This window comes from Variovorax paradoxus (assembly GCF_030815975.1).
Lineage (GTDB): Bacteria > Pseudomonadota > Gammaproteobacteria > Burkholderiales > Burkholderiaceae_C > Variovorax > Variovorax paradoxus_N.
Genome location: NZ_JAUSXL010000002.1, coordinates 4005530 through 4027178 on the forward strand (window position 1 = coordinate 4005530; position 21649 = coordinate 4027178).

The 21649-nt window shown below is 67.1% G+C and carries 17 protein-coding genes; 14 read left to right on the top strand and 3 right to left on the bottom strand.

Annotated elements, in window-relative coordinates; all coding sequences use genetic code 11:
* The first annotated feature begins 114 nt into the window (after window positions 1-114).
* The 3 genes from QFZ47_RS22525 to QFZ47_RS22535 all read left to right on the top strand — a co-directional run bounded on the left by QFZ47_RS22525 (window position 115) and on the right by QFZ47_RS22535 (window position 5148).
* Window positions 115-2592 (top strand): DNA internalization-related competence protein ComEC/Rec2, encoded by a 2478-nt coding sequence (locus QFZ47_RS22525; RefSeq protein ID WP_307657746.1) that lies wholly within the window; start codon window positions 115-117, stop codon window positions 2590-2592.
* A gap of 91 nt (window positions 2593-2683) precedes the next feature.
* The gene (locus QFZ47_RS22530) at window positions 2684-4180 is read left to right on the top strand and encodes a circularly permuted type 2 ATP-grasp protein (RefSeq protein WP_307657747.1); all 1497 of its coding nucleotides are present in this window, start codon (window positions 2684-2686) and stop codon (window positions 4178-4180) included.
* An 11-nt stretch (window positions 4181-4191) separates the two neighbouring features.
* A complete protein-coding gene (locus tag QFZ47_RS22535) occupies window positions 4192-5148 on the top strand; it encodes an alpha-E domain-containing protein (RefSeq protein WP_307657748.1) in 957 nt (318 codons plus the stop codon).
* Between the two features lie 25 nt (window positions 5149-5173).
* Here QFZ47_RS22535 and QFZ47_RS22540 read toward each other — a convergent pair whose 3' ends face one another.
* From QFZ47_RS22540 to QFZ47_RS22550, 3 genes are all read right to left on the bottom strand, one after another.
* Window positions 5174-6838: a phosphoethanolamine transferase gene (locus QFZ47_RS22540; protein WP_307657749.1), complete on the bottom strand. Its 1665-nt coding sequence runs from the start codon at window positions 6836-6838 to the stop codon at window positions 5174-5176.
* A 108-nt stretch (window positions 6839-6946) separates the two neighbouring features.
* Complete coding sequence (gene glpK / locus QFZ47_RS22545) at window positions 6947-8440, bottom strand: glycerol kinase GlpK (RefSeq protein WP_307657750.1); 1494 nt, start codon at window positions 8438-8440, stop codon at window positions 6947-6949.
* 424 nt (window positions 8441-8864) lie between these two features.
* Window positions 8865-9632: a DeoR/GlpR family DNA-binding transcription regulator gene (locus QFZ47_RS22550; protein WP_018907393.1), complete on the bottom strand. Its 768-nt coding sequence runs from the start codon at window positions 9630-9632 to the stop codon at window positions 8865-8867.
* Window positions 9633-9753: 121 nt separating this feature from the next.
* Between QFZ47_RS22550 and glpD the strand changes: the two genes are divergently transcribed.
* From glpD to darH, 11 genes are all read left to right on the top strand, one after another.
* The gene (gene glpD / locus QFZ47_RS22555; RefSeq protein ID WP_307657751.1) at window positions 9754-11427 is read left to right on the top strand and encodes a glycerol-3-phosphate dehydrogenase; all 1674 of its coding nucleotides are present in this window, start codon (window positions 9754-9756) and stop codon (window positions 11425-11427) included.
* Window positions 11427-12500: an ABC transporter ATP-binding protein gene (locus tag QFZ47_RS22560; protein WP_307657752.1), complete on the top strand. Its 1074-nt coding sequence runs from the start codon at window positions 11427-11429 to the stop codon at window positions 12498-12500. The genes glpD and QFZ47_RS22560 overlap by 1 nt, the downstream gene beginning before the upstream one ends.
* Window positions 12501-12502: 2 nt before the next feature.
* On the top strand, window positions 12503-13573 hold the full coding sequence (locus QFZ47_RS22565) for an ABC transporter ATP-binding protein (RefSeq protein WP_307657753.1): 1071 nt from the start codon (window positions 12503-12505) through the stop codon (window positions 13571-13573).
* Entirely contained in the window at window positions 13570-14460 is an 891-nt protein-coding gene (locus tag QFZ47_RS22570) for a carbohydrate ABC transporter permease (protein ID WP_307657754.1), read from the top strand. The genes QFZ47_RS22565 and QFZ47_RS22570 overlap by 4 nt, the downstream gene beginning before the upstream one ends.
* Before the next feature lie 330 nt (window positions 14461-14790).
* On the top strand, window positions 14791-15603 hold the full coding sequence (locus QFZ47_RS22575) for a carbohydrate ABC transporter permease (protein ID WP_145747294.1): 813 nt from the start codon (window positions 14791-14793) through the stop codon (window positions 15601-15603).
* A 15-nt stretch (window positions 15604-15618) separates the two neighbouring features.
* On the top strand, window positions 15619-15927 hold the full coding sequence (locus QFZ47_RS22580) for a DUF2160 domain-containing protein (protein WP_307657755.1): 309 nt from the start codon (window positions 15619-15621) through the stop codon (window positions 15925-15927).
* A gap of 100 nt (window positions 15928-16027) precedes the next feature.
* On the top strand, window positions 16028-17758 hold the full coding sequence (locus QFZ47_RS22585) for an ABC transporter substrate-binding protein (protein WP_307657756.1): 1731 nt from the start codon (window positions 16028-16030) through the stop codon (window positions 17756-17758).
* 163 nt (window positions 17759-17921) lie between these two features.
* Window positions 17922-18902 (top strand): dialkylrecorsinol condensing enzyme, encoded by a 981-nt coding sequence (locus QFZ47_RS22590; protein ID WP_307657757.1) that lies wholly within the window; start codon window positions 17922-17924, stop codon window positions 18900-18902.
* Entirely contained in the window at window positions 18892-20025 is a 1134-nt protein-coding gene (locus tag QFZ47_RS22595; RefSeq protein WP_307657758.1) for a beta-ketoacyl-ACP synthase III, read from the top strand. Before QFZ47_RS22590 ends, QFZ47_RS22595 begins: the two co-directional genes overlap by 11 nt.
* A gap of 35 nt (window positions 20026-20060) precedes the next feature.
* Window positions 20061-20456 carry a DarG family dialkylresorcinol biosynthesis protein gene (locus QFZ47_RS22600; protein ID WP_021008035.1) on the top strand — a complete coding sequence of 132 codons (396 nt, stop codon included), beginning with the start codon at window positions 20061-20063 and terminating at the stop codon, window positions 20454-20456.
* Complete coding sequence (darH, locus tag QFZ47_RS22605; protein WP_307657759.1) at window positions 20453-21433, top strand: BtrH-related acyltransferase DarH; 981 nt, start codon at window positions 20453-20455, stop codon at window positions 21431-21433. Before QFZ47_RS22600 ends, darH begins: the two co-directional genes overlap by 4 nt.
* Window positions 21434-21649: the final 216 nt, after the last annotated feature.

A 21649-nucleotide genomic window follows, 5' to 3' on the forward strand; every position in this document is an offset into this window, starting at 1 on the left:
GTCACCAATTAAGCGCCCTTGAGAATTGGTGGCAGGCCCTGGAAGCAAAGCAATTAACGCGCCACTGAGCGTGAGTCCGGGGAGGGTTTGCACCATGTGTTCTGGAGTTTGCCGGTGAGGCCGGCGCGCGCGTCCGGCGGCGCCGCGGCGGCGTCGTGGGCCTTTGCCGCGCTGGGCGGATCGCTGCTCGGCGCGGCCTTGCAATTGCATCAGCCGAGGCTGTGGAGCGCGGGGGCCTATGCGGCGTTGCTCTTTGCAGGCCTGGCCGGCTTGGCGGGGCTGTCGCGGCGATGGCGGCCGCCGCTTCGCGTCTGGCGCATGCCGGCGGCGCTCGCGATGGCCGTGGCCCTGGCCTGCGGTGCGCTGGCCGCCGGCGGGCTCGCGGGCTGGCGCGCGGCGGCCTATGCAGAGGGCGCACTGGATCCGGCCCTCGAAGGCCGCGACTTGCAAGTGGTGGGCGTGGTCGCGCAGATGCCCCAGCGCAACGAGGGCGGCACGCGCTTTCGGCTCGACGTCGAATCGGCACGCTGGGCCGATGAACGGCTTGCGTCCGCACCGCGCGTTCCGGCACGCATCACGCTCGGCTGGTACCGCGACGACACGAGTCTCTGGGGGCGTGCTCCGGAGAGCCGTGCTGCTGCGACGGCGACCGCCGGCGATGCGGCTGCGCTGCATGCAGGCGAACGCTGGCGCCTCACGGTGCGGCTCAAGGCGCCGCACGGCAATCTCAATCCGCACGGCTTCGACAACGAGCTGTGGCTGTGGGAGCAGGGCGTGCATGCCAGCGGCTATGTGCGAACGGGTGCCCGCGATGCCGCACCGGCACGCCTGCAGTCCACATGGCTGCATCCCGTCGAGCGTGCACGGGAAGCGGTGCGCGACGCGGTGTTCGAACGCGTGGCCGACGCGCGGCAGGCCGGTGTCATCGCTGCCCTTGTCACCGGCGACCAGGGCGCCATCGACCGCAGCGACTGGGATGTGTTTCGCGCCACCGGCGTCGCGCACCTGATGTCGATCTCGGGGCTGCACATCACGATGTTTGCCTGGCTTGCCGCGCATGCGGTGGGCGCGCTGTGGCGGCGCAGCGGGCGGCTGATGCTTCGCATTCCCGCGCCGCAGGCCGCGCTGGCCGGCGGGGTGCTGCTGGCCGGGCTCTATGCGCTGTTCAGCGGCTGGGGCGTGCCTTCGCAGCGCACGGTCTGGATGCTGGCCACGGCGGCGCTGCTGCGGCTCACGGGGCGGCGCTGGCCATGGCCCCATGTCTGGCTGCTGATCGCGGCGGTGGTGGTGGCCGTCGATCCGTGGGCGCTGATGCAGGCCGGCTTCTGGCTCAGCTTTGTCGCGGTCGGCATCCTGTTCGCGACCGGCTTCATGCGGCCGGCCGAGGAGACGGCGGGAAAATCGGCCCGGCTGCTGGCGTTCTTCCGCGAGCAATGGGTGATCACGCTCGCGCTCACCCCGCTGAGCTTGCTGCTTTTCCAGCAGGTGTCGGTGGTGGGCCTGCTGGCCAATGCGGTGGCGATCCCCTGGGTCACGCTGGTGGTCACGCCGCTGGCCATGCTGGGTGCCGTGGCGCCGCCGCTCTGGGATCTTGCTGCATGGGCCGTGCAGGTGCTGGCCCTGCTGCTGCGGTGGCTGGCCGCACTGCCGTATGCCACGCTCTCGATGGCGGCGCCGCCCGTGTGGATGGCGGCCTGCGGGGTGGCGGGCGGCGTGCTGCTCGCCATGCGCCTGCCGTGGTCGCTGCGCACGCTGGGCCTGCCGCTCCTCTTGCCGGTGCTGCTCTGGCACGCGCCCCGGCCGGCCGCGGGGCAGTTCGAACTGCTGGCCGCGGACATCGGGCAGGGGAACGCAGTGCTGGTGCGCACGGCAACGCACAGCCTGCTGTACGACGCGGGTCCGCGCTACAGCCTGGAGAGCGACGCCGGCCATCGCGTGCTCGTGCCCCTGCTGCGCGCCTTCGACGAGCGGCTGGACATGCTGGTGCTGAGCCACCGCGACAGCGACCACACCGGCGGCGCGGCCGCGGTGCTCGCGATGCAGCCGCAGGCCGCGCTGCTGAGCTCGATCGAAGCCGCGCACCCGCTGCAGTCGGTGCGGCCGGCCAGGCGCTGCGAGGCGGGCCAGCGCTGGACCTGGGACGGCGTGGAATTCGAGATTCTTCACCCGGCCCCAGCCGACTATCTGTCTTTCACCAAGCCCAATGCCATTTCCTGCGTGCTGCGCATCGCCAACGGCCGCGCCACGGTGCTGCTGGCCGGCGATATCGAGCGCCTGCAGGAGGCCGCGCTGGTGGCGCGAACCCCGCAGCTGCGCGCTGACGTGTTGCTCGCGCCGCACCATGGCAGCAAAAGCTCGTCGAGCGCCGTTTTCCTCGAGGCGGTGCGCCCGCGCGTCGCGCTGGTACAGGCGGGCTACCGCAACCGATTCGGCCACCCGGCCCCGGAAGTGGTCGAACGCTATGCCGCGCATGGCGTGAAGCTGGTCGAGAGCGTGCCCTGCGGCGCCATGCTGTGGCGCAGCCGGGAACCGGCCGAAGTCGGCTGCGAACGGGAGCGCAATGCCCGCTATTGGCACCACCGCCTGCCGTGAAAGCGGGCGGCGGCGCGGCGTTCCGCCTCAACATAGGGCTTTCACTGGCCTCGAACTTGCTAAGCTATGGCTCAAGGAGATTGGTCGTTCCATGCACAAATTCGATGAGATGTATGAGCAGTTGCCCTATGCGGGGGCTGCAATCCGACAGCACTACAAGCGCTACGACCAATGGCTCGCGAAGCAACCCGGCGAGGTGATGCGATCGCGGCGCGAAGAGGCGGAAATGATCTTCCGCCGGGTCGGCATCACCTTTGCGGTGTACGGCGCCAAGGACGAGGACGGTTCCGGCACCGAGCGGCTCATCCCGTTCGACCTGCTGCCGCGCATCATTCCCGCCCATGAGTGGGAGAGCATGGAAAAGGGACTGGTGCAGCGCGTCACGGCGCTCAACCGCTTCCTGCATGACGTCTACCACGACCAGGAAATCATCAAGGCCGGCATCATTCCGGCCGAGCAGATCCTGAACAACGCGCAGTTCCGCCCCGAGATGATGGGCGTCAGCGTGCCGCACAACGTCTACTCCAACATCTCGGGCATCGACATCGTTCGCGCCCCCGATGCCCAGGGCAACGGCGAGTACTACGTGCTCGAAGACAACCTGCGCGTGCCCAGCGGCGTGAGCTACATGCTGGAGAACCGCAAGATGATGATGCGGCTCTTTCCCGAGCTGTTCAACCAGAACCGCATCGCACCGGTTGCGCACTACCCCGACCTGCTGCTCGAAACGCTGCGCGCCAGCGCGCCCGCCGCCACGGCCGAGCCCACGGTGGTGGTGCTCACGCCCGGCATGTACAACAGCGCCTACTTCGAGCATGCCTTCCTGGCCCAGCAGATGGGCGTGGAACTGGTCGAGGGGCAGGACCTGTTCGTGAAGGACAACTTCGTCTACATGCGCACCACGCGCGGGCCGCGGCGGGTCGATGTCATCTACCGCCGCGTCGACGACGATTTTCTCGACCCCGAGGTGTTCCGCCCCACGTCCACGCTCGGCTGCGCGGGCCTGATGCGCGCCTACCGCGATGGCAACGTCGTCATCTGCAATGCGGTGGGCACCGGCGTGGCCGATGACAAGTCGATCTATCCCTATGTGCCCAAGATGGTCGAGTTCTACCTCGGCGAAAAGCCGATCCTGAAGAACGTGCCCACCTACATGTGCCGCAACAAGGAAGAGCTGCAGTACACGCTCGACAACATGAAGGATCTGGTCGTCAAGGAGGTGCACGGCGCCGGCGGCTACGGCATGCTGATCGGCCCGGCCGCCACGCAGGCCGAGATCGAGGACTTCAAGAAGGCCGTGATCGCCAAGCCCGACGGCTACATCGCGCAGCCCACGCTGAGCCTGTCGACCTCGCCGACCTTCGTGGACGCCGGCATTGCGCCGCGCCACATCGACCTGCGCCCCTTTGTGCTTTCGGGCAGCGAGGTGCAGATGGTGCCCGGCGGCCTCACGCGCGTGGCGCTCAAGGAGGGCTCGCTGGTGGTCAATTCGTCGCAGGGCGGTGGCACCAAGGACACCTGGATTCTCGAAGCCGACCGCGCGCCCAGGCCCAAGGCGGCCGCCACGCAGTCGCAAAGCCAATCGTAGGAGCACAAACGATGCTGTCACGCACCGCAGATCATCTCTACTGGATGTCCCGCTACACCGAGCGCGCGGAGAACACCGCGCGCATGCTCGACGTCAACTACCAGACCTCGCTCTTGCCCCAATCGGCCGAAGTGGCCAAGTACGGCTGGCAGGGCGTGCTGTCCATCAGCGAACTGCTGCCCTCGTACAACAAGAAGTACGAGCAGATCACGCCGCACGACGTGATGGAGTTCATGGTCAAGGACGAGAGCAATCCATCTTCGATCCTTTCCTGCCTCAAGGCCGCGCGCGAGAACGCGCGGGCGGTTCGCGGCGCGCTCACCACCGAGGCCTGGGAAACGCAGAACACCACCTGGCTCGAAGTCAACCGCATGCTGCGCGCCGGCGATTTCGAACGCGATCCGGCCCAGTTCTTCGAATGGGTCAAGTTCCGCTCGCACCTGTCGCGCGGCGTCACGCTCGGCACCATGCTGCAGGACGAGGCGTTCTACTTCTCGCGCCTTGGCACCTTTCTGGAGCGCGCCGACAACACCGCGCGGCTGGTGGACGTGAAGTTCCACGCGCTCAACAGCGAGTTCTTCGGTACCGCCACGGAGGAAGACCAGGAGTACGACTTCTATCACTGGAGCGCCATCCTGCGCAGCGTCTCGGCCTTCGAGGTGTACCGCAAGGTGTACCGCGACGTGATCAAGCCCGAGCGCGTGGCCGAGCTGCTCATTCTTCGCGCCGACATGCCGCGTTCGCTGCATGCGAGCCTGGCCGAAGTGGTGAACAACCTCGCCAAGGTGCAGAACGAGCAGAGCGCAGAAACCCAGCGCCGCGCCGGCAAGCTGCTGGCCGACCTGCAGTACGCGCGCGTCGACGAGATTCTTGCGACCGGGCTGCACGCCTACCTCACGCAGTTCCTCGACCGGGTGAACGAACTCGGCGGGCGGATCAGCCAGGACTTTCTCGTCCCGGCGCACTGAGCAAGGGTGCCGCAGCGGCCCGTCTTCAGCGCGAGAACGACTCGGCGGCCACCGGGATCTTCGGCGGTTGCCAGCGGTACGCAGCGTCCAGCACGTTGCGCTCCGGCATCTGGTGGCTCCAGCGAATCTTGAGCAGATCCATCAGGGTCCAGGCTGTCCAGTCGGCACGAAAGGGCTGCTGCTGCGCAGCGCCGTGCGGCATTGCTTCGCGGTTGCGCCAGATCACGGCCGGAATGCGGTAGCCCGAAGCGGTCGAAGGGCTGTGGCCCGCGCGGTCGCTGCCATGCCCCACTTCCTGGCCGTGGTCCGACAGGTACATCCAGGCGCGGTAGTCGTCCGGCCTGCCCGTGCTGCGCGTCTGCTGCAAAAGCTCGGACACCACGAAATCGTGATACAGCAGCGCGGCGTCGTACTCCTGGCGGAAGCGGCGCACCCAGGCCGACCGGCCGTTCTTCACCAGGCCCGTCTCGACCGCGTCGATGTCGTCGTCGAACGGATTGGCGTTCTCGGGAAAGCGCAGGCTGTAGTGCGGATGTGCGCCCATGAGGTGAACCACGATCAGCTTGCGTTCGGCGCTCGCGTCCCGCTGCGCTTCCTGCACGCAGTCGAGGATCTCGCCGTCGAGCGAGGCGCTGGCGCGGCCGGGCGTGCGGTTCACCATGTCCACCACATCGGCGAAGCGCGCATGCTGCTGCTCGATGGCCAGGTCGTCGTGGTTGCTGATCCACCAGACCTTGTAGCCGGCGGCGCGCGCCAGTGCCAGCAGGTGCGGCGGGTTCTCGCTTTCGGGCAGGCCGAAATGGAACATGTTGCGCAGCGCGGGCAGGGTGCTCGCATCCGCCGACCACGCGTTCTGCAGCACGGCCATCTGGCCGCCGGCCTGCGCCTTGTGCGCCAGCAGGCGGGGCGTGGTGGGGCGGCCGTAGCCATAGAGCGCCATGTTGTCGCGATTGATGCTGTCGGTGATCACCAGCACCACCGTCGACGGGCCGGCTTCCAGCGGCACGGGCGCGATGGCTCTGGCGTGCGCCATCATGCGGTCGCGCATCTGCTGCTGATCGGCCCATGCGGCGCGCAGCGTGTGGACCGAATGCGACCACTGGGTCCAGAAGAGCGCGGGATGAAGGCGGCGCCACGGCTTGCTCGCATAGGCCAGGCAGGCCAGCAGCAGCACGGCGAGCAGCAGCGATCTCAGCCAGAACGGAAGGCGCGGGCGGGTGGCGGGTGCCGCCGAAGCTGAAGCCGCCACCGCGCCGCGCCGCACGAACACGGCCGCCAGCATGCCGGCGGCCAGCACCACCGCCGACCAGACAACGGCGGATCGCCAATGCATCCTCAGGTATTCGGTGCCTTCGCGTGCATTGGTGTTGGCCACGGCGCCCAACACCATGGCCCCATCGGGGGCCGCTTGGTAGGTGTCGAGCAGGTAGGCACGCATCACGCCGTCGAGCGCGAAGCCCATGACCCAGAGCCAGACGAGCGCCGCGCGCACGCGCCGCAGCCGGGCTCTGCGCAACGGCCATGCGAGCCACAGCACCATCGGCGCGGCAAGCACCGCGACTTGGGCGATGCGGCGGCCGTCATGGCCCAGCGCGATAAGTGCCAACAGCGTGGCGCCGACCGCGCCGCAGGCAAGCAGGACGTTCTGGCGGGAGTCGTTCCGGGGCGCGGACGCTTCGGTGAAAGGCAAGGTCAAGCGGACAGCAAGGCAAGTCGGAGGGCGGCCGAATTCTGCCCCGGCACACACGCGGCTGGGGCCCAGTGTCCCCGCCGGCCCGGGGTCTTTGGGGCTGCGGCCTCAGGTCGCCGTGGCCTGCCGCACCGCGCGCTCCCAGCGCGCCATCGATTCCTCGGCCTGCGCGCGGCCCATGGTCGGCATGAAGCGCCGCTCCACCTTCCACAATTTCGAGAGCTGCCGCGCGTCGCTGTAGACGCCGGTCGACAGGCCCGCAAGGTAGGCCGCGCCGAGCGCGGTGGTCTCGATAACCTCGGGCCGCACCACGGGAATGCCCAGCAGGTCGGCCTGGAACTGCATCAGCAGGTCGTTCACGCTGGCGCCGCCGTCCACGCGCAGTTCGGCGACGGGCGTGCCGCCGGCCGCCACCGCATCGCGGCTCATGGCCTGCAGCAGCGCGGCGCTCTGGTAGGCGATGCTCTCGAGCGCGGCGCGCGCGATGTGCGCCACCGTGGTCCCGCGCGTGAGGCCGGTGATGGTGCCGCGCGCGTCAGCATCCCAGTAGGGCGCGCCGAGGCCGGTGAAGGCCGGCACCATCATCACGCCGCCCGCGTCGGGCACGCTTTCGGCGAGCGACTGCACTTCGGCACTGCCCTTGATGGCCTTCAGGCCGTCGCGCAGCCACTGCACCACGGCGCCGCCGACGAACACGCTGCCTTCCATCGCGTACTGCGGTGTCGCGTCGGTTTGCGCGGCGCTGGTCACGAGCAGGCCGTTGTGCGAGGGCTGGAACTCGCCGCCCGTGTGCATCAGCAGGAAGCAGCCGGTGCCGTAGGTGTTCTTGGCCATGCCGGCCGCAAAGCAGGCCTGGCCGAAGAGGGCGCTCTGTTGGTCGCCGGCCACGCCGCCGATGGGCAGCGCGCGGCCGAGCAGCGCGGCATCGGTGTCGGCGAAGTGCGAACTCGACGGTTGCACCTTGGGCATGAGCGCGGCGGGAATGTCGAGCGCCTTGAGCAGGTCCGCATCCCATTCGTTGCGGTGCACGTTGAAGAGCATCGTGCGCGAGGCGTTGCTCACGTCCGTCACATGCACCTTGCCACCGGTGAGCTGCCACATGAGCCAGCTGTCGACGGTGCCGAAAGCGAGCTCGCCGCGCTCGGCCTGCGCGCGCACGCCGGGCACGTTGTCGAGCAGCCAGCGCAGCTTGGTGCCGGAAAAATAGGCATCGATGACGAGCCCGGTCTTCTCCTGAATGGTGCCGGTCATGCCTTGGTCGCGCAGCTGCGCGCACAGCGGCTCGGCGCGCCGGTCCTGCCAGACGATGGCGTGGTGCACCGGCTGGCCGGTCTTGCGGTTCCACAGCAGGGTGGTTTCGCGCTGGTTGGTGATGCCGATGGCGTGGATATCGGTGGCCTGCAGCTTCGCCTTGAGGAGCACTTCGCGTGCGGTGGCAAGCTGGCTCTGCCAGATCTCCATCGGGTCGTGCTCGACCCAGCCCGGCCGCGGATAGATCTGGGTGAGTTCCTTTTGCGCGATGGCGACGATGCGGCCTTCGCGGTCGAACACGATGCTGCGCGAGCTGGAGGTGCCCTGGTCGAGGGCGAGCAGGTAGGTCATGGCTTGGGTGTTCCTCGGGGTCTGGTCATGAGGCTTGTCTTTTCTTGGCGTTGCTGTTCTTGGCGCTGTTGTTCTCGATGCTGTTGTTCAGAGCGCTGTTGTTCAGGACGCTGTTGTTCAGGGCGCGTGCACAGGCCACCGGGTACTCCCCTCCGCGAATGTCCCCCGGCCTGCGGCCTCCTCCTTGATTTCGCTGCGGGGAGCACCCGATGCCCTGTGCACCTGGGCACGCTGCTGGTGAACCGCTGATCAACAACCGCTCTGGCCAACGATCCCGTCGATGGGGTGCCTTGCGCAGCGAAATCAAGGGGGAGGCCGCAGGCCGGAGGACATTCGCGGAGCAAGGTACCCCGTCGGCGGGAGCGCGCCCTGAACAAAGCGCCAAACGCACAATGGGACGAACAGAAAACGAACGGGCCATTTTTCAGTCGCGCGCGATCTCGAGCCGAACCTGCGCCGCATGCAGCAGATCGGCAAAAGGCGCAGGCGGCTCCGCGTCGGTAAAGAGGCGGTCGATCTGCGACAGCGTGCCCAGCTGGATCATCGCGGGCCGGTTGAACTTGCTCGCATCCGCCGCGAGCCACACCTCGCGCCCCTGCGCGATGATGGTTTGCGCCACCTTCACCTCGCGCAGGTCGAAATCGCGCAGCGACCCGTCCGGCTCGATGCTCGACACGCCGATCAGCGCAATGTCCACCTTGAACTGGCGGATGAAATCGATGGTCGCCTCGCCCACGATCGCGCGGTCGCGCGGACGCACCGAACCGCCCGCCACGATCACCTCGCACGACGTGTTGCCGCTCAGGATGGTCGCCACGTTCAGGTTGTTGGTGATCACGCGCAGCCCCGTGTGGCGCAGCAGCGCCTTGGCGATGGCCTCGGTGGTGGTGCCGATGTTGAGGATCAGCGAGCAGTCGTTGGGCACCAGCTCGGCCACGCGCCGCGCGATGCGCGCCTTGCCTTCCGCATGCAGCGTTTCGCGCTGCTGGTAGCCGATGTTCTCGGTGGTGGAGCTCGGCACGCGCACGCCGCCGTGAAAGCGCGTGAGCAACCCCTGGTCGGCCAGCCGCTGCACGTCGCGCCGCACCGTCTGCAGCGTGACGCCCAGCATGTCGGCCAGCTGCTCGACAGTGACCGAGCCGCGCGTGCGCACGGTATCGAGAAGATTGATCTGGCGCGGATTGGAGTTCACAGGGGCGTCGTGGAAAGCGTGAAGACTCTCCAGAGAGTACAGGCCGCGCCACTTTAAAACGAAAGAAAACGAAGACAACTAAGGGAAAACTCGGGGGAAAATCGCGCCAAAAGGAATCCAAATGAAAAGACGCGAAAATACAATGGCGCCCTTCCGTGATCGAAGTCACGAACCAACGGGTCCATCTTCTGTGAGCGATTTCTCCTCCAATCCGCCCTCGCCGGCAACCGATTGCGACGTGCTGATCGTCGGCGGCGGCATCAATGGCTGCGGCATTGCGCGCGACCTGGCGGGCCGCGGCTGGCGCGTGGTGCTGTGCGAAAAGGACGACCTGGCCTCGCACACCTCGTCCTCGTCCACCAAGCTCATTCATGGCGGGCTGCGTTACCTGGAGTACTACGAGTTCTCGCTCGTGCGCAAGGCGCTGCAGGAGCGCGAGGTGCTGCTCAAGAGCGCGCCGCACATCATGTGGCCGCTGCGCTTCGTGATGCCGCACGACCCTTCGATGCGGCCGGCCTGGATGATCCGCATCGGCCTGTTCATGTACGACCATCTCGCGAAGCGCGAAGTGCTGCCGGGCTCGCGCAGCATCGATCTGCGCAGCCATGCGGCCGGCGCGCCGCTCAAGCCGCAGTTCAAGCGCGGCTTCGTCTATTCCGACGGCTGGGTCGACGATGCGCGGCTTGTGGTGCTCAACGCCATCGACGCCAGGGCGCGCGGCGCCGAGATACTCACGCGCACCCGCTGCGTCCATGCGCAGCGCGACGCCGACGGCTGGACCGCCACGCTCGAAGCCGCGGACGGCGGCATCCGCGTGGTGCGCGCGCGCGCCGTGGTCAATGCCGCGGGCCCGTGGGCGGAATCGTTCCTGCGCGGCGTGGCGCAATCGGCCAGGGGCGAGGCGCTGGCCACGCGGCACCTGCGGCTGGTCAAGGGCAGCCACATCGTGGTGCCGCGCCTGTTCGAGCATGACCATGCCTACATCTTCCAGAACCCCGACAAGCGGATCATCTTCGCGATTCCCTACCAGGACGAGTTCACGCTGATCGGCACCACCGACATCGAGCTGAATGGCGACGACCCCGGCGCGGCGCGCATTGCCGAGGAAGAAATCGCCTACCTCTGCATGCAGGCGAGCCGCTATTTCGACAAGCCCATCAAGCCGGCCGACGTGGTCTGGACCTACTCTGGCGTGCGTCCGCTGCTCGACGATGCGTCGGGCGACCCATCGGCCGTCACGCGCGACTACATGCTCGAATCGAACACCGCGGCGGCGCCGCTGCTGTCGGTGTGGGGCGGCAAGATCACCACCTTCCGCAAGCTGGCCGAGGACGCGGCCGACGAGGTCGGCAAGATGCTCGGGCAGTCGAGCGCGCAGCGCCCGCCCTGGACCGATGGCGCCTTTCTGGCCGGCGGCGATCTTTCCGCATGGATCGGCGCCGCCACGCGGCCCGACGACGATTTCGAACGCTTCGTGGCCGCGGTGCAGGCGCGCCATGCATGGCTCGACGCCAGGCTCGCGCGACGGCTGGCGCGCGCCTACGGTGCGCGCGTGGCCGAGCTGCTCGGTGATGCGCAGTCCATGGCCGACATGGGCGACGCCGTGGCGCCCGGGCTCCACGAGCGCGAGCTGCGCTTCCTGCAGCAGGACGAGTGGGCCGTGAGCGCCGACGACGTGCTCTGGCGCCGGTCGAAGCTCGGCCTGCGCTACACGGCCGAGGAGCGACTGCAGGTGGCCGCCTGGCTGCAGGCGGGCGCAACGAACAACCTCTACATGATCAACGGGAAGCGCTGATGCAATTGACTTTGGAGCGCGTCACCAAGAAGGTCGGCGCGCAGACCTGGCTCTACGAACAGGGCATCGCGCCCAAGAGTGGTGCCGTCACCGTGCTGCTGGGCGCCACCCAGGCCGGCAAGACCAGCCTGATGCGCCTGATGGCGGGGCTCGACACGCCCAGCACCGGCCGCGTGCTGGTCGACGGCAAGGACGTGACCGGCATGCCGGTGCGCGAGCGCAACGTGGCCATGGTGTACCAGCAGTTCATCAACTATCCGTCGCTCTCGGTGGCCGACAACATCGCCTCGCCGCTCAAGCTGCGCGGCGAGAAGAACATCGAGGCGCGCGTGAAGGCACTGGCCGACAAGCTGCACATCGGCATGTTCCTCGACCGCCTGCCGGCCGAGCTGTCGGGCGGGCAGCAGCAGCGCGTGGCGCTGGCGCGCGCGCTGGCCAAGAACGCGCCGCTGATGCTGCTCGACGAACCGCTGGTGAACCTCGACTACAAGCTGCGCGAAGGCCTGCGCGAAGAGCTCACGCAGCTGTTCGCCACCGGCGATTCGACGGTGATCTACGCCACCACCGAACCCGGCGAGGCGCTGCTGCTGGGCGGCTACACGGCCGTGATGGACGAGGGCGAGCTGCTGCAGTACGGCCCGACCGCCGAGGTGTTCCATGCGCCGCAGTCGCTGCGCGTGGCGCGCGCCTTCAGCGATCCGCCGATGAACCTGCTGGCCGGCACCGCAGCGGCCGGCCGCGTGCAGCTTGCGGGCGGCCCGTCGCTGGCACTGGCCGTGCCTGAAAGCGTCTCGGGCGCGATCACGGTGGGCCTGCGCGCGAGTGCATTGAACGTGGGCGCGGGGGAGGGCGACATCGCCTTGCCCGGCAAGGTGGAGCTGGCCGAAATCTCGGGCTCCGACACCTTCGTTCACGTCGAGACGGCGGTGGGCGAACTGGTGGCGCAGCTCACCGGTGTGCACCGCTTCGAGTTGGGCACGCCGATCACGCTGTACTTCAGCGCATCGCAAGCCTATGTGTTCGATGCCGGCGAAAAGCTGGCGCTGGCGCCGGCATGGCGCAAAGGAAACTAGCTATGGCTCGCATCGATCTCGACCTGGCCCACGCCTACCGGCCCAACCCCGCGCAGGACAGCGACTACGCGCTGCTGCCGCTCAAGATGAGCTTCCGCGACGGCGGCGCGTACGCCTTGCTCGGCCCCTCGGGCTGCGGCAAGACGACCATGCTCAACATCATCTCGGGCCTCTTGGTGCCGTCGCAGGGCACTGTGACGTTCGACGGCCGCGACATGACGCGCGCCACGCCGCAGGAACGCAACATTGCGCAGGTGTTCCAGTTTCCGGTGATTTACGACACCATGACCGTGGCCGAGAACCTCGCGTTCCCGCTGCGCAACCGCAAGGTGCCCGAAGACCAGATCAAAAAGCGCGTGGGCGAGATTGCCGAGATGCTCGACATGAGCGGCCAGCTGAACCAGCGCGCCTCGGGCCTCGCGGCCGATGCCAAGCAGAAGATCTCGCTCGGCCGCGGGCTGGTGCGCAGCGACGTCTCGGCCGTGCTGTTCGACGAGCCGCTGACGGTGATCGATCCGCACCTCAAGTGGCAGCTGCGCCGCAAGCTCAAGCAGATCCACCGCGAGCTCAAGCTCACGTTGATCTACGTCACGCACGACCAGGTCGAGGCGCTCACCTTCGCCGAAGAGGTGGTGGTGATGACGCGCGGCAAGGCCGTGCAGGTGGGCAGCGCCGAGGCGCTGTTCGAGCGGCCGGCGCACACTTTCGTCGGTCACTTCATCGGCTCGCCGGGCATGAACTTTCTTTCGGCGAAGAGCGCGAGCGGCACGCTCGAGGTGGCGGGCACGCCGCTCGTGCCGACGCGCGAACTGCCGCAGGGCGCGCTCAAGATCGGCATCCGGCCCGAGTACCTGCGCCTGTCGAACGCGGGCGCCGCCGGCGCCGTGCCGGCCGTGGTGAAGCAGGTGCAGGACGTCGGCACGCACGCCATGCTGAGCGCCGAGGTCGGCGGTGGCGTGGTCAAGGTGCGGCTGCACTCGGACGACCAGCCGCCGGCCGTGGGCGACACCGTGTGGCTGCGGGTGCTCGACACCCACACCTGCTACTACAAGGACGAGGAGCTGGTCGCATGAACGCTACGAACAAGCCCATCAATCAAAAGGCCTGGTGGCTCGTGCTGCCGGTGCTGATCTGCGTGGCCTTCTCGGCCATCGTGCCGCTGATGACGGTGGTCAACTATTCGGTGCAGGACATCATCTCGCCCGACCGGCGCGTGTTCGTCGGCACCGAATGGTTCGCCTCGGTGATGCGCGACGACGAGCTGCACCAGGCCCTCTGGCGCCAGCTGGGCTTTTCGCTGTCGGTGCTGCTGGTGGAGATTCCGCTGGGCATTTGCCTGGCGCTGTCGATGCCGGCCAAGGGCTGGAAGTCTTCGGCGGTGCTGGTGGTGGTGGCGCTGTCGCTGCTCATCCCGTGGAACGTGGTCGGCACCATCTGGCAGATCTACGGCCGCGCCGATATCGGCCTTCTGGGCCACGCGCTGCAGAAGCTGGGCGTCGACTACAACTACACGGGCAGTGCGGCGGACGCGTGGCTCACGGTGCTGGTGATGGACGTGTGGCACTGGACGCCGCTGGTGGCGCTGCTGTGCTTTGCCGGCCTGCGCTCGATGCCCGACGCCTACTACCAGGCCGCGCGCATCGACGGCGCGAGCAAGTTCGCGGTGTTCCGCTACATCCAGCTGCCGAAGATGCGCGGCGTGCTGATGATCGCGGTGCTGCTGCGCTTCATGGACAGCTTCATGATCTACACCGAGCCCTTCGTCCTCACGGGCGGCGGTCCGGGCAATTCCACCACTTTCCTGAGCCAGTACCTCACGCAGAAGGCCGTGGGGCAGTTCGACCTGGGGCCGGCTGCTGCCTTTTCTCTGATCTATTTCCTGATCATTCTGCTGTTCTGCTTCGTGCTCTACAACTGGATGCAGCGCGTGGGTACGCAGGAAGCGGAGGTGGAGAAATGAGCGAGCTTTCTTCTAGGTGCAATGGGGGACGCCGCTATTCAGGGCGCGCTCCCGCCGACGGGGTACCTTGCTCCGCGAATGTCCCCCGGCCTGCGGCCTCCTCCTTGATTTCGCTGCGCAAGGCACCCCATCGACGGGAGCGTTATGCGCAGCGGTCGTTGATCGGCCGTACACCCCGAGCGTGCCCAGGTGCACAGGGCATCGGGTGCTCCCCGCAGCGAAATCAAGGAGGAACCGAAGGCGGGGGACATTCGCGGAGGGGAGTACCCGGTGGCCTGTGCACCCGCCCTGAACAGAAGCACCCCGAACACGCGCGTTGGAGCCACTGACATGAACGAAAAGAGATTCCGCAAACGCAGCATCTTCCTGGTGCTCTACATCCTGTTCGCGCTGCTGCCCATCTACTGGATGGTCAACATGAGCTTCAAGACGAACGAGGAAATCGTCTCGAGCTTCTCGTTCTTTCCGCACGAGCTCACCTGGGCCAACTACGCGCGCATCTTCACCGACGAGTCGTGGTACTCGGGCTACATCAACAGCCTGATCTACGTGGCCATCAACACCGTGATCTCGCTCACCGTGGCGCTGCCGGCAGCCTATGCGTTCTCGCGCTATTCGTTCCTGGGCGACAAGCATGTCTTCTTCTGGCTGCTGACCAACCGCATGACACCGCCCGCGGTGTTCCTACTGCCGTTCTTCCAGCTCTACAGCACCGTCGGCCTGATGGACACCCACCTGGGCGTGGCGCTCGCGCACCTGCTGTTCAACGTGCCGCTGGCGGTGTGGATCCTCGAAGGCTTCATGAGCGGCATTCCGCGCGAGATCGACGAGACGGCGTACATCGACGGCTACTCGTTCCCGCGCTTCTTCGTGAAGATTTTCCTGCCGCTCATCAAGGCCGGCGTGGGTGTGGCGGCGTTCTTCTGCTTCATGTTCAGCTGGGTCGAGCTGCTGCTCGCGCGCACGCTCACCAGCGTGAACGCCAAGCCCATCGTCGCGACCATGACGCGCACCGTGAGCGCCTCCGGCATGGACTGGGCCACGCTGGCCGCCGCGGGTGTGCTCACCATCGTGCCGGGCGCGATCGTGATCTGGTTCGTGCGCCACTACATCGCAAAAGGCTTTGCGATGGGCCGGGTCTAAGAGGAGGGCGGAAACATGTTCGATTGGATGGTCTGGACCACCCCGGTGGCTGTTTTCTTCATCTGCATCGCGCTCATGCTGGTTGGCATGACGGTGTGGGAGTTCAAGTCGCCCACCACCATGCGGCGCGGCTGGCTGCCCATTGCCACCACGCGCGGCGACCGGCTCTTCATCGGGCTGCTTGCCGCGGCCTACCTGAACCTGGTCTTCATCGGCCTGGCCGGCAAGTTCCAGGAATGGATGAGCCTCGGCGCCGAGCCTTCGATCTGGATCAGCTTCGTGCTGTCGATGGGGCTGCTCGCGCTGGTGATGCGCAAGGGCTAAGCCAGGACCAACGATTTCTTTTCAGACGCGACCGGCTCTCCGCCTCCCCGGAGCCGCGATCGAAAAAACCGGGGAAGCTTTCAACCGAGGAGACACATTCATGAAGATGCGCTACACGGCATTGGCAATGGCAGCGGCGATGTTTGCCGCGCACGGTGCATGGGCCGCAGAGCCCGAGGCCAAGAAATGGATCGACAGCGAGTTCCAGCCATCCACGCTCAGCAAGGACCAGCAGACCGCCGAGATGAAGTGGTTCATCGATGCGGCCAAGAAGCTGCAGGCGAAGGGCGTGAAGGAGATCTCGGTGGTGTCCGAAACCATCACCACGCATGAATACGAATCGAAGACGCTCGCCAAGGCTTTCGAGGAAATCACCGGCATCAAGGTGAAGCATGACCTGATCCAGGAAGGCGACGTGGTCGAGAAGCTGCAGACCTCGATGCAGTCGGGCAAGTCGATCTATGACGGCTGGATTTCCGACTCCGACCTGATCGGTACGCACTACCGCTACGGCAAGATGATGAACCTGACCGACTACATGGCCGGCGCGGGCAAGGAGTTCACCAACCCGGGCCTGGACATCAAGGACTTCATCGGCACCAAGTTCACCACCGCGCCCGACGGCAAGCTCTACCAGCTGCCCGACCAGCAGTTTGCCAACCTCTACTGGTTCCGCGCCGACCTGTTCGACCGCAAGGACCTGAAGGACAAGTTCAAGGCCAAGTACGGCTACGACCTGGGCGTGCCGCTCAACTGGAGCGCCTACGAGGACATCGCCGAGTTCTTCAGCGTCGACGTGAAGACCATCGACGGCAAGCCGATCTACGGCCACATGGACTACGGCAAGAAGGACCCGTCGCTGGGCTGGCGCTTCACCGACGCCTGGCTTTCGATGGCCGGCACCGCCGACATCGGCAACCCCAACGGCATGCCGATCGACGAATGGGGCATCCGCGTGGCCGATGACAAGTGCACGCCCGTGGGTGCTGCGGTGTCGCGCGGCGGCGCCACCAATTCGCCGGCCGCCGTGTACGCGCTCACCAAGTACATCGACTGGATGAAGAAGTACGCGCCCAAGGAAGCCATGGGCATGACCTTCGGCGAAGCCGGCCCGGTGCCGGCGCAGGGCCAGATCGCACAGCAGATCTTCTGGTACACGGCCTTCACGGCCGACATGACCAAGAAGGGCCTGCCCGTGGTGAACGAGGACGGCACGCCCAAGTGGCGCATGGCGCCCGGCCCGAACGGCCCGTACTGGAAGCAGGGCATGCAGAACGGCTACCAGGACGTGGGTTCGTGGTCGTTCTTCAACGGCCACGACGCCAACAAGACGGCCGCCGCCTGGCTCTATGCCCAGTTCGTCACGTCCAAGAGCGTCTCGCTCAAGAAGACCATCGTGGGCCTGACGCCGATCCGCGAATCGGACATCCAGAGCAAGGCCATGACCGACATGGCGCCCAAGCTCGGCGGCCTGGTCGAGTTCTACCGCAGCCCCGCGCGCGTGGCATGGACGCCCACCGGCACCAACGTGCCCGACTACCCGAAGCTCGCGCAGCTCTGGTGGAAGAACGTGGCCGAGGCCGTGACGGGCGAGAAGACCCCGCAGAAGGCAATGGACAACCTGGCCGACGAGATGGACAACGTGATGGCCCGCCTCGAGCGCGCGGGCATGGCCCATTGCGCGCCCAAGCTCAACGCCAAGGGCGATCCGAACAAGTGGCTCAGCGACCAGCACGCCCCGTGGAAGAAGCTGGCCAACGAGAAGCCCAAGGGCGAGACCATCGAATACAGCAAGATGCTGACGGCCTGGAAGGAAGGCAAGGCGCGCTGAGCGGCTGCTTTTCGCAGGACAGCGTTCTCTCGAGGGGCCGCGCCGAAGGGTGCGGCCCTTTTTTTTCGTCCATCCGTGGGATCGACGCGACGGCATGACCAATGGCAGATGCGCCAGTGCGACGGTTGGCTTACATTCGACGGCCCCCGCCTCGCCCCAGCAAGTGAACTCAAGCATTTCCAGCCCCGCCGCGCGCATCAAACGTGTCCTGGTGATCCACTATTCGCAGACCGGCCAGCTCGGCAGCGTCGCGGAGCAGATCGTCGCGCCACTCAGGGCCGATCCGGGGATCTCCGTGCACGTCGAAACCCTGCGCCCGCAGGCGGATTTCCCGTTCCCCTGGCCGTTCCTGACCTTCTTCGACGCGTTTCCGGAGTCGGCCCACATGAAGCCGCCGCCGCTCGCGCCGCTCTCGCTCACGGGCGACGAAGATTTCGACCTCGTCATCCTGCCGTACCAGGTCTGGTTCCTGGCGCCGTCGCAGCCGGTCGTCGCCTTCCTGAAGCACCCTCTGGCGCAGCGCCTGCTCGGGGGCAAGCCGGTGGTCACGGTCATCGCCTGCCGCAACATGTGGCTGCTGGCTCACGAGAAGCTCAAGGGCCTGCTCGACGCGGTGGGCGCGCGCCTCATCGACAACGTGGTGCTCACCGATCCCGGCCCGACGCTGGCCACTTTCTTCACCACGCCGGCCTGGCTGATCTGGGGCCGCAAGCGCGGTTTCTGGGGCATGCCCGATGCCGGCCTGAGCGAGGCACAGATCCGGGGCGCGGGCCGTTTCGGCCGGGCGCTGCGCGAGGCGCTCCGCAACGACCTGGAGCGCGGATTGCAGCCGCTGCTCGCGGGCCTGGGCGCGGTGCGGGCCGATGCGCGGCTTCTCATCAGCGAAAAGGCCGGCACGCGCAGCTTTTTCCTCTGGGGCAAGCTCATCATGGCGGCGGGCCGGCCCGGCGCCTGGCAGCGCAAGCCGCTGCTGCTGCTCTACGTGGTGTTCCTGCTCGTGCTCATCGTCACGGTCGTCCCGGTGAGCTTGAGCCTCCAGGCGCTGCTGCGGCCGTTGTTCAAGGGATGGCTGACTAAAATGACAGCCAGCTTCGAACGCCCTTCGGGCTCGGCCACGGACCGTTCCCCCCTCTATGACGACTGAAGTCTTCCTGACCCGCACCGCCGCCTTTCTGCCCTTTTCCCCGGTCAGCAATGAAGACATCGAAGACGTCCTCGGCCGCATCGGCGGCAAGGCCTCGCGCGCGCGGCGGCTGATTCTTCGCAGCAACGGCATCCAGTCGCGCCACTACGCCATCGACCGGGCCACCGGCCGGCTCGCGATGAGCAATGCGCAGCTCACCGCCTCGGCCATCCGGGCGCTCGGCGACATCGGCCCGGTGGATTGCCTCGCCACCGGCACCTCGCTGCCCGACCAGCTCATGCCCAACCACGCGGTGATGGTGCATGGCGAGCTCGGCTGGCCGCGCCTCGAGGTGGTGGCTTGCGCGGGCATCTGCCTGGCGGGCACCACGGCGCTCAAGCACGCGTGGCTCTCGGTGCGTTCGGGCGATGCGCGGCGCGCGGTGGCCACCGGCTCGGAACTGGCCTCCGCCGTGATGCGCGGCTCCAGGTTCGAGGCCGAGCTCGAGCACAAGCTCCAGGCGCTCGAAGAGCGGCCGGAGCTCGCCTTCGAGAAAGACTTCCTGCGCTGGATGCTGTCCGACGGCGCCGGCGCCGTGCTGCTCGAGCGCGAGCCGCGCGGCCCGCTGTCGCTGCGCGTGGAATGGATCGACCTGTCTTCCGCCGCGCACGAGCTGCCGGTGTGCATGTATGCAGGCGCCGACAAGAATGCCGAGGGCGGGCTCGACGGCTGGGCGCGCACCGCCCCCGAAGACTGGCGGCGCGAGTCGACCTTCGCGGTCAAGCAGGACGTACGCCTGCTCAACGAGAACATCGTGCGCGCCACGCTGGGCGAGCCGCTGGCGGCCATCGTCGAGAAGCGCGGCCTGAAGGCGGCCGACATCGACTGGTTCCTGCCGCACCTGTCGTCCGGCTATTTCGTCGAACCCGTGAGCCGCTGCCTCGAGGCGATGGGCTTTGCGATTCCGCGCGAGCGCTGGTTCAGCAACCTCGCGACCAAGGGCAACACCGGGTCGGCATCGCCCTACATCATGCTCGACGAGTTGTTCCGCTCAGGCCGCATCGAGCCCGGCCACAAGCTGCTGATGTTCGTGCCCGAAAGCGGCCGCTTCTCGAGCGGCTTCATCTACATGGAAGCCGTGTGACATGAACCCCGCCACAGCCCGCCGGAAAGACTGACATGGACCTCGACGCTGTTCCGCAGGAAGGCAACGCCACGCTCGACGGCCACGCCAAGCTCATGTACGCGCGCGACGCGCAGGGCCGCGTGGTCACCACCCGCTCGCGCGGCTGGGAGGCGGAGGAAATCGTCACCAGCCATGCGGTCGACGTGCTCGTCGAGCAGGCCCGGGACGCGAAGGAACGCGTGGCCCGGGGGCTCGCGTCGCCGCTCGAATACTGGATGTACGAGCGCCGCATGGACGTGGCGCTGCTTTCGCAGACCAGCGGCTTCTGGCAATGGCGCGTGCGGCGCCACCTGAAGCCGAAGCACTTCGCGGCGCTGCCGCAGAAGCACCTGGCGCGCTATTCGGAGGCGCTGGGCCTCCCCGTTTCCACCTTGCAGGGCCTGCCGTGAAATTCGAACACCAACAGGCGGCGCATTGCGAAAGCGGCGTCATCTCGAACCTCATGCGCCACCACGGCGTGCCCATGACCGAGAGCATGGCGCTCGGCCTGTCGTCGGCGCTGTCGTTCGCCTACCTGCCGTTCATCAAGCTCTCGGGCCTGCCGCTCATCTCGTACCGCATGCCGCCCAAGGCGATCATCAAGGGCCTCTTGGCGCCAATGGCCGCGCGCTTTCGCTTCGAGACCTTCCGCAGCCCCGAGGCCGGCGCGCAGCGCCTCGATGCACTGCTTGCGAGCGGGCAGATCGTGGGGCTGCAGACCTCGGTCTACTGGCTGCCGTACTTTCCGCCCAACATGCGCTTTCACTTCAACGCGCACAACCTGCTGGTGTACGGCAAGGAGGGCGACGACTACCTGATCAGCGACCCGGTGTTCGAAGAGCCGGTGCGCTGCGCCAGCGCCGACCTCTCGCGTGCGCGCTTCGCCAAGGGCGTGCTCGCGCCCAAGGGCCTCATGTACTACCCGCAGGCCATCGAGCGCAAGACGGTCGATGCGGCGTCGGTGACCAAGGCGATCCGCAAGACGGTGCGCACCATGCTCGCGCCGGTTCCGATCGTCGGCGTGCGCGGCATGCGCACGCTGGCCAGGCGCATGCAGAAGCTGTCGCCGGCCGATCCGCGCAGCGTCGATTTCATCGGCCACGTGGTGCGCATGCAGGAAGAGATCGGCACGGGTGGGGCAGGCTTCCGCTTCATCTACGCGGGCTTCCTGCAGGAGGCGGCGCAGTTGCTCGACAAGCCGCAGCTGCAGCAGATGTCCGAACGGCTCATCGCCATTGGCGACGATTGGCGTGCCTTCGCTCTGAAAGCGGCGCGCATGGTGAAGGGCCGCGAGCCGGTCGATCCCGCCGCGCTGGCTGGCAAGCTGCGGGAGCAGGCACAGCAGGAAGAGACATTCTTTCGCGACCTCAAGGCCGCTGTCGCCTGAATGGAATCTTGTCTTTCTGTTCGTTGCGCTGGAGGGCATTCAGGGCGCGCTCCCGCCGACGGGGTGCTCTGCTCCGCGAATGTCCCCCGGCCTGCGGCCTCCTCCTTTATTTCGCTGCGCAGAGCACCCCATCGACGGAAGCGATTTTCAGAGCGGTGGTTGATCAGCCGCGAACCGGCCGCGTGCCCAGGTGCACAGGGCATCGGGTGCTCCCCG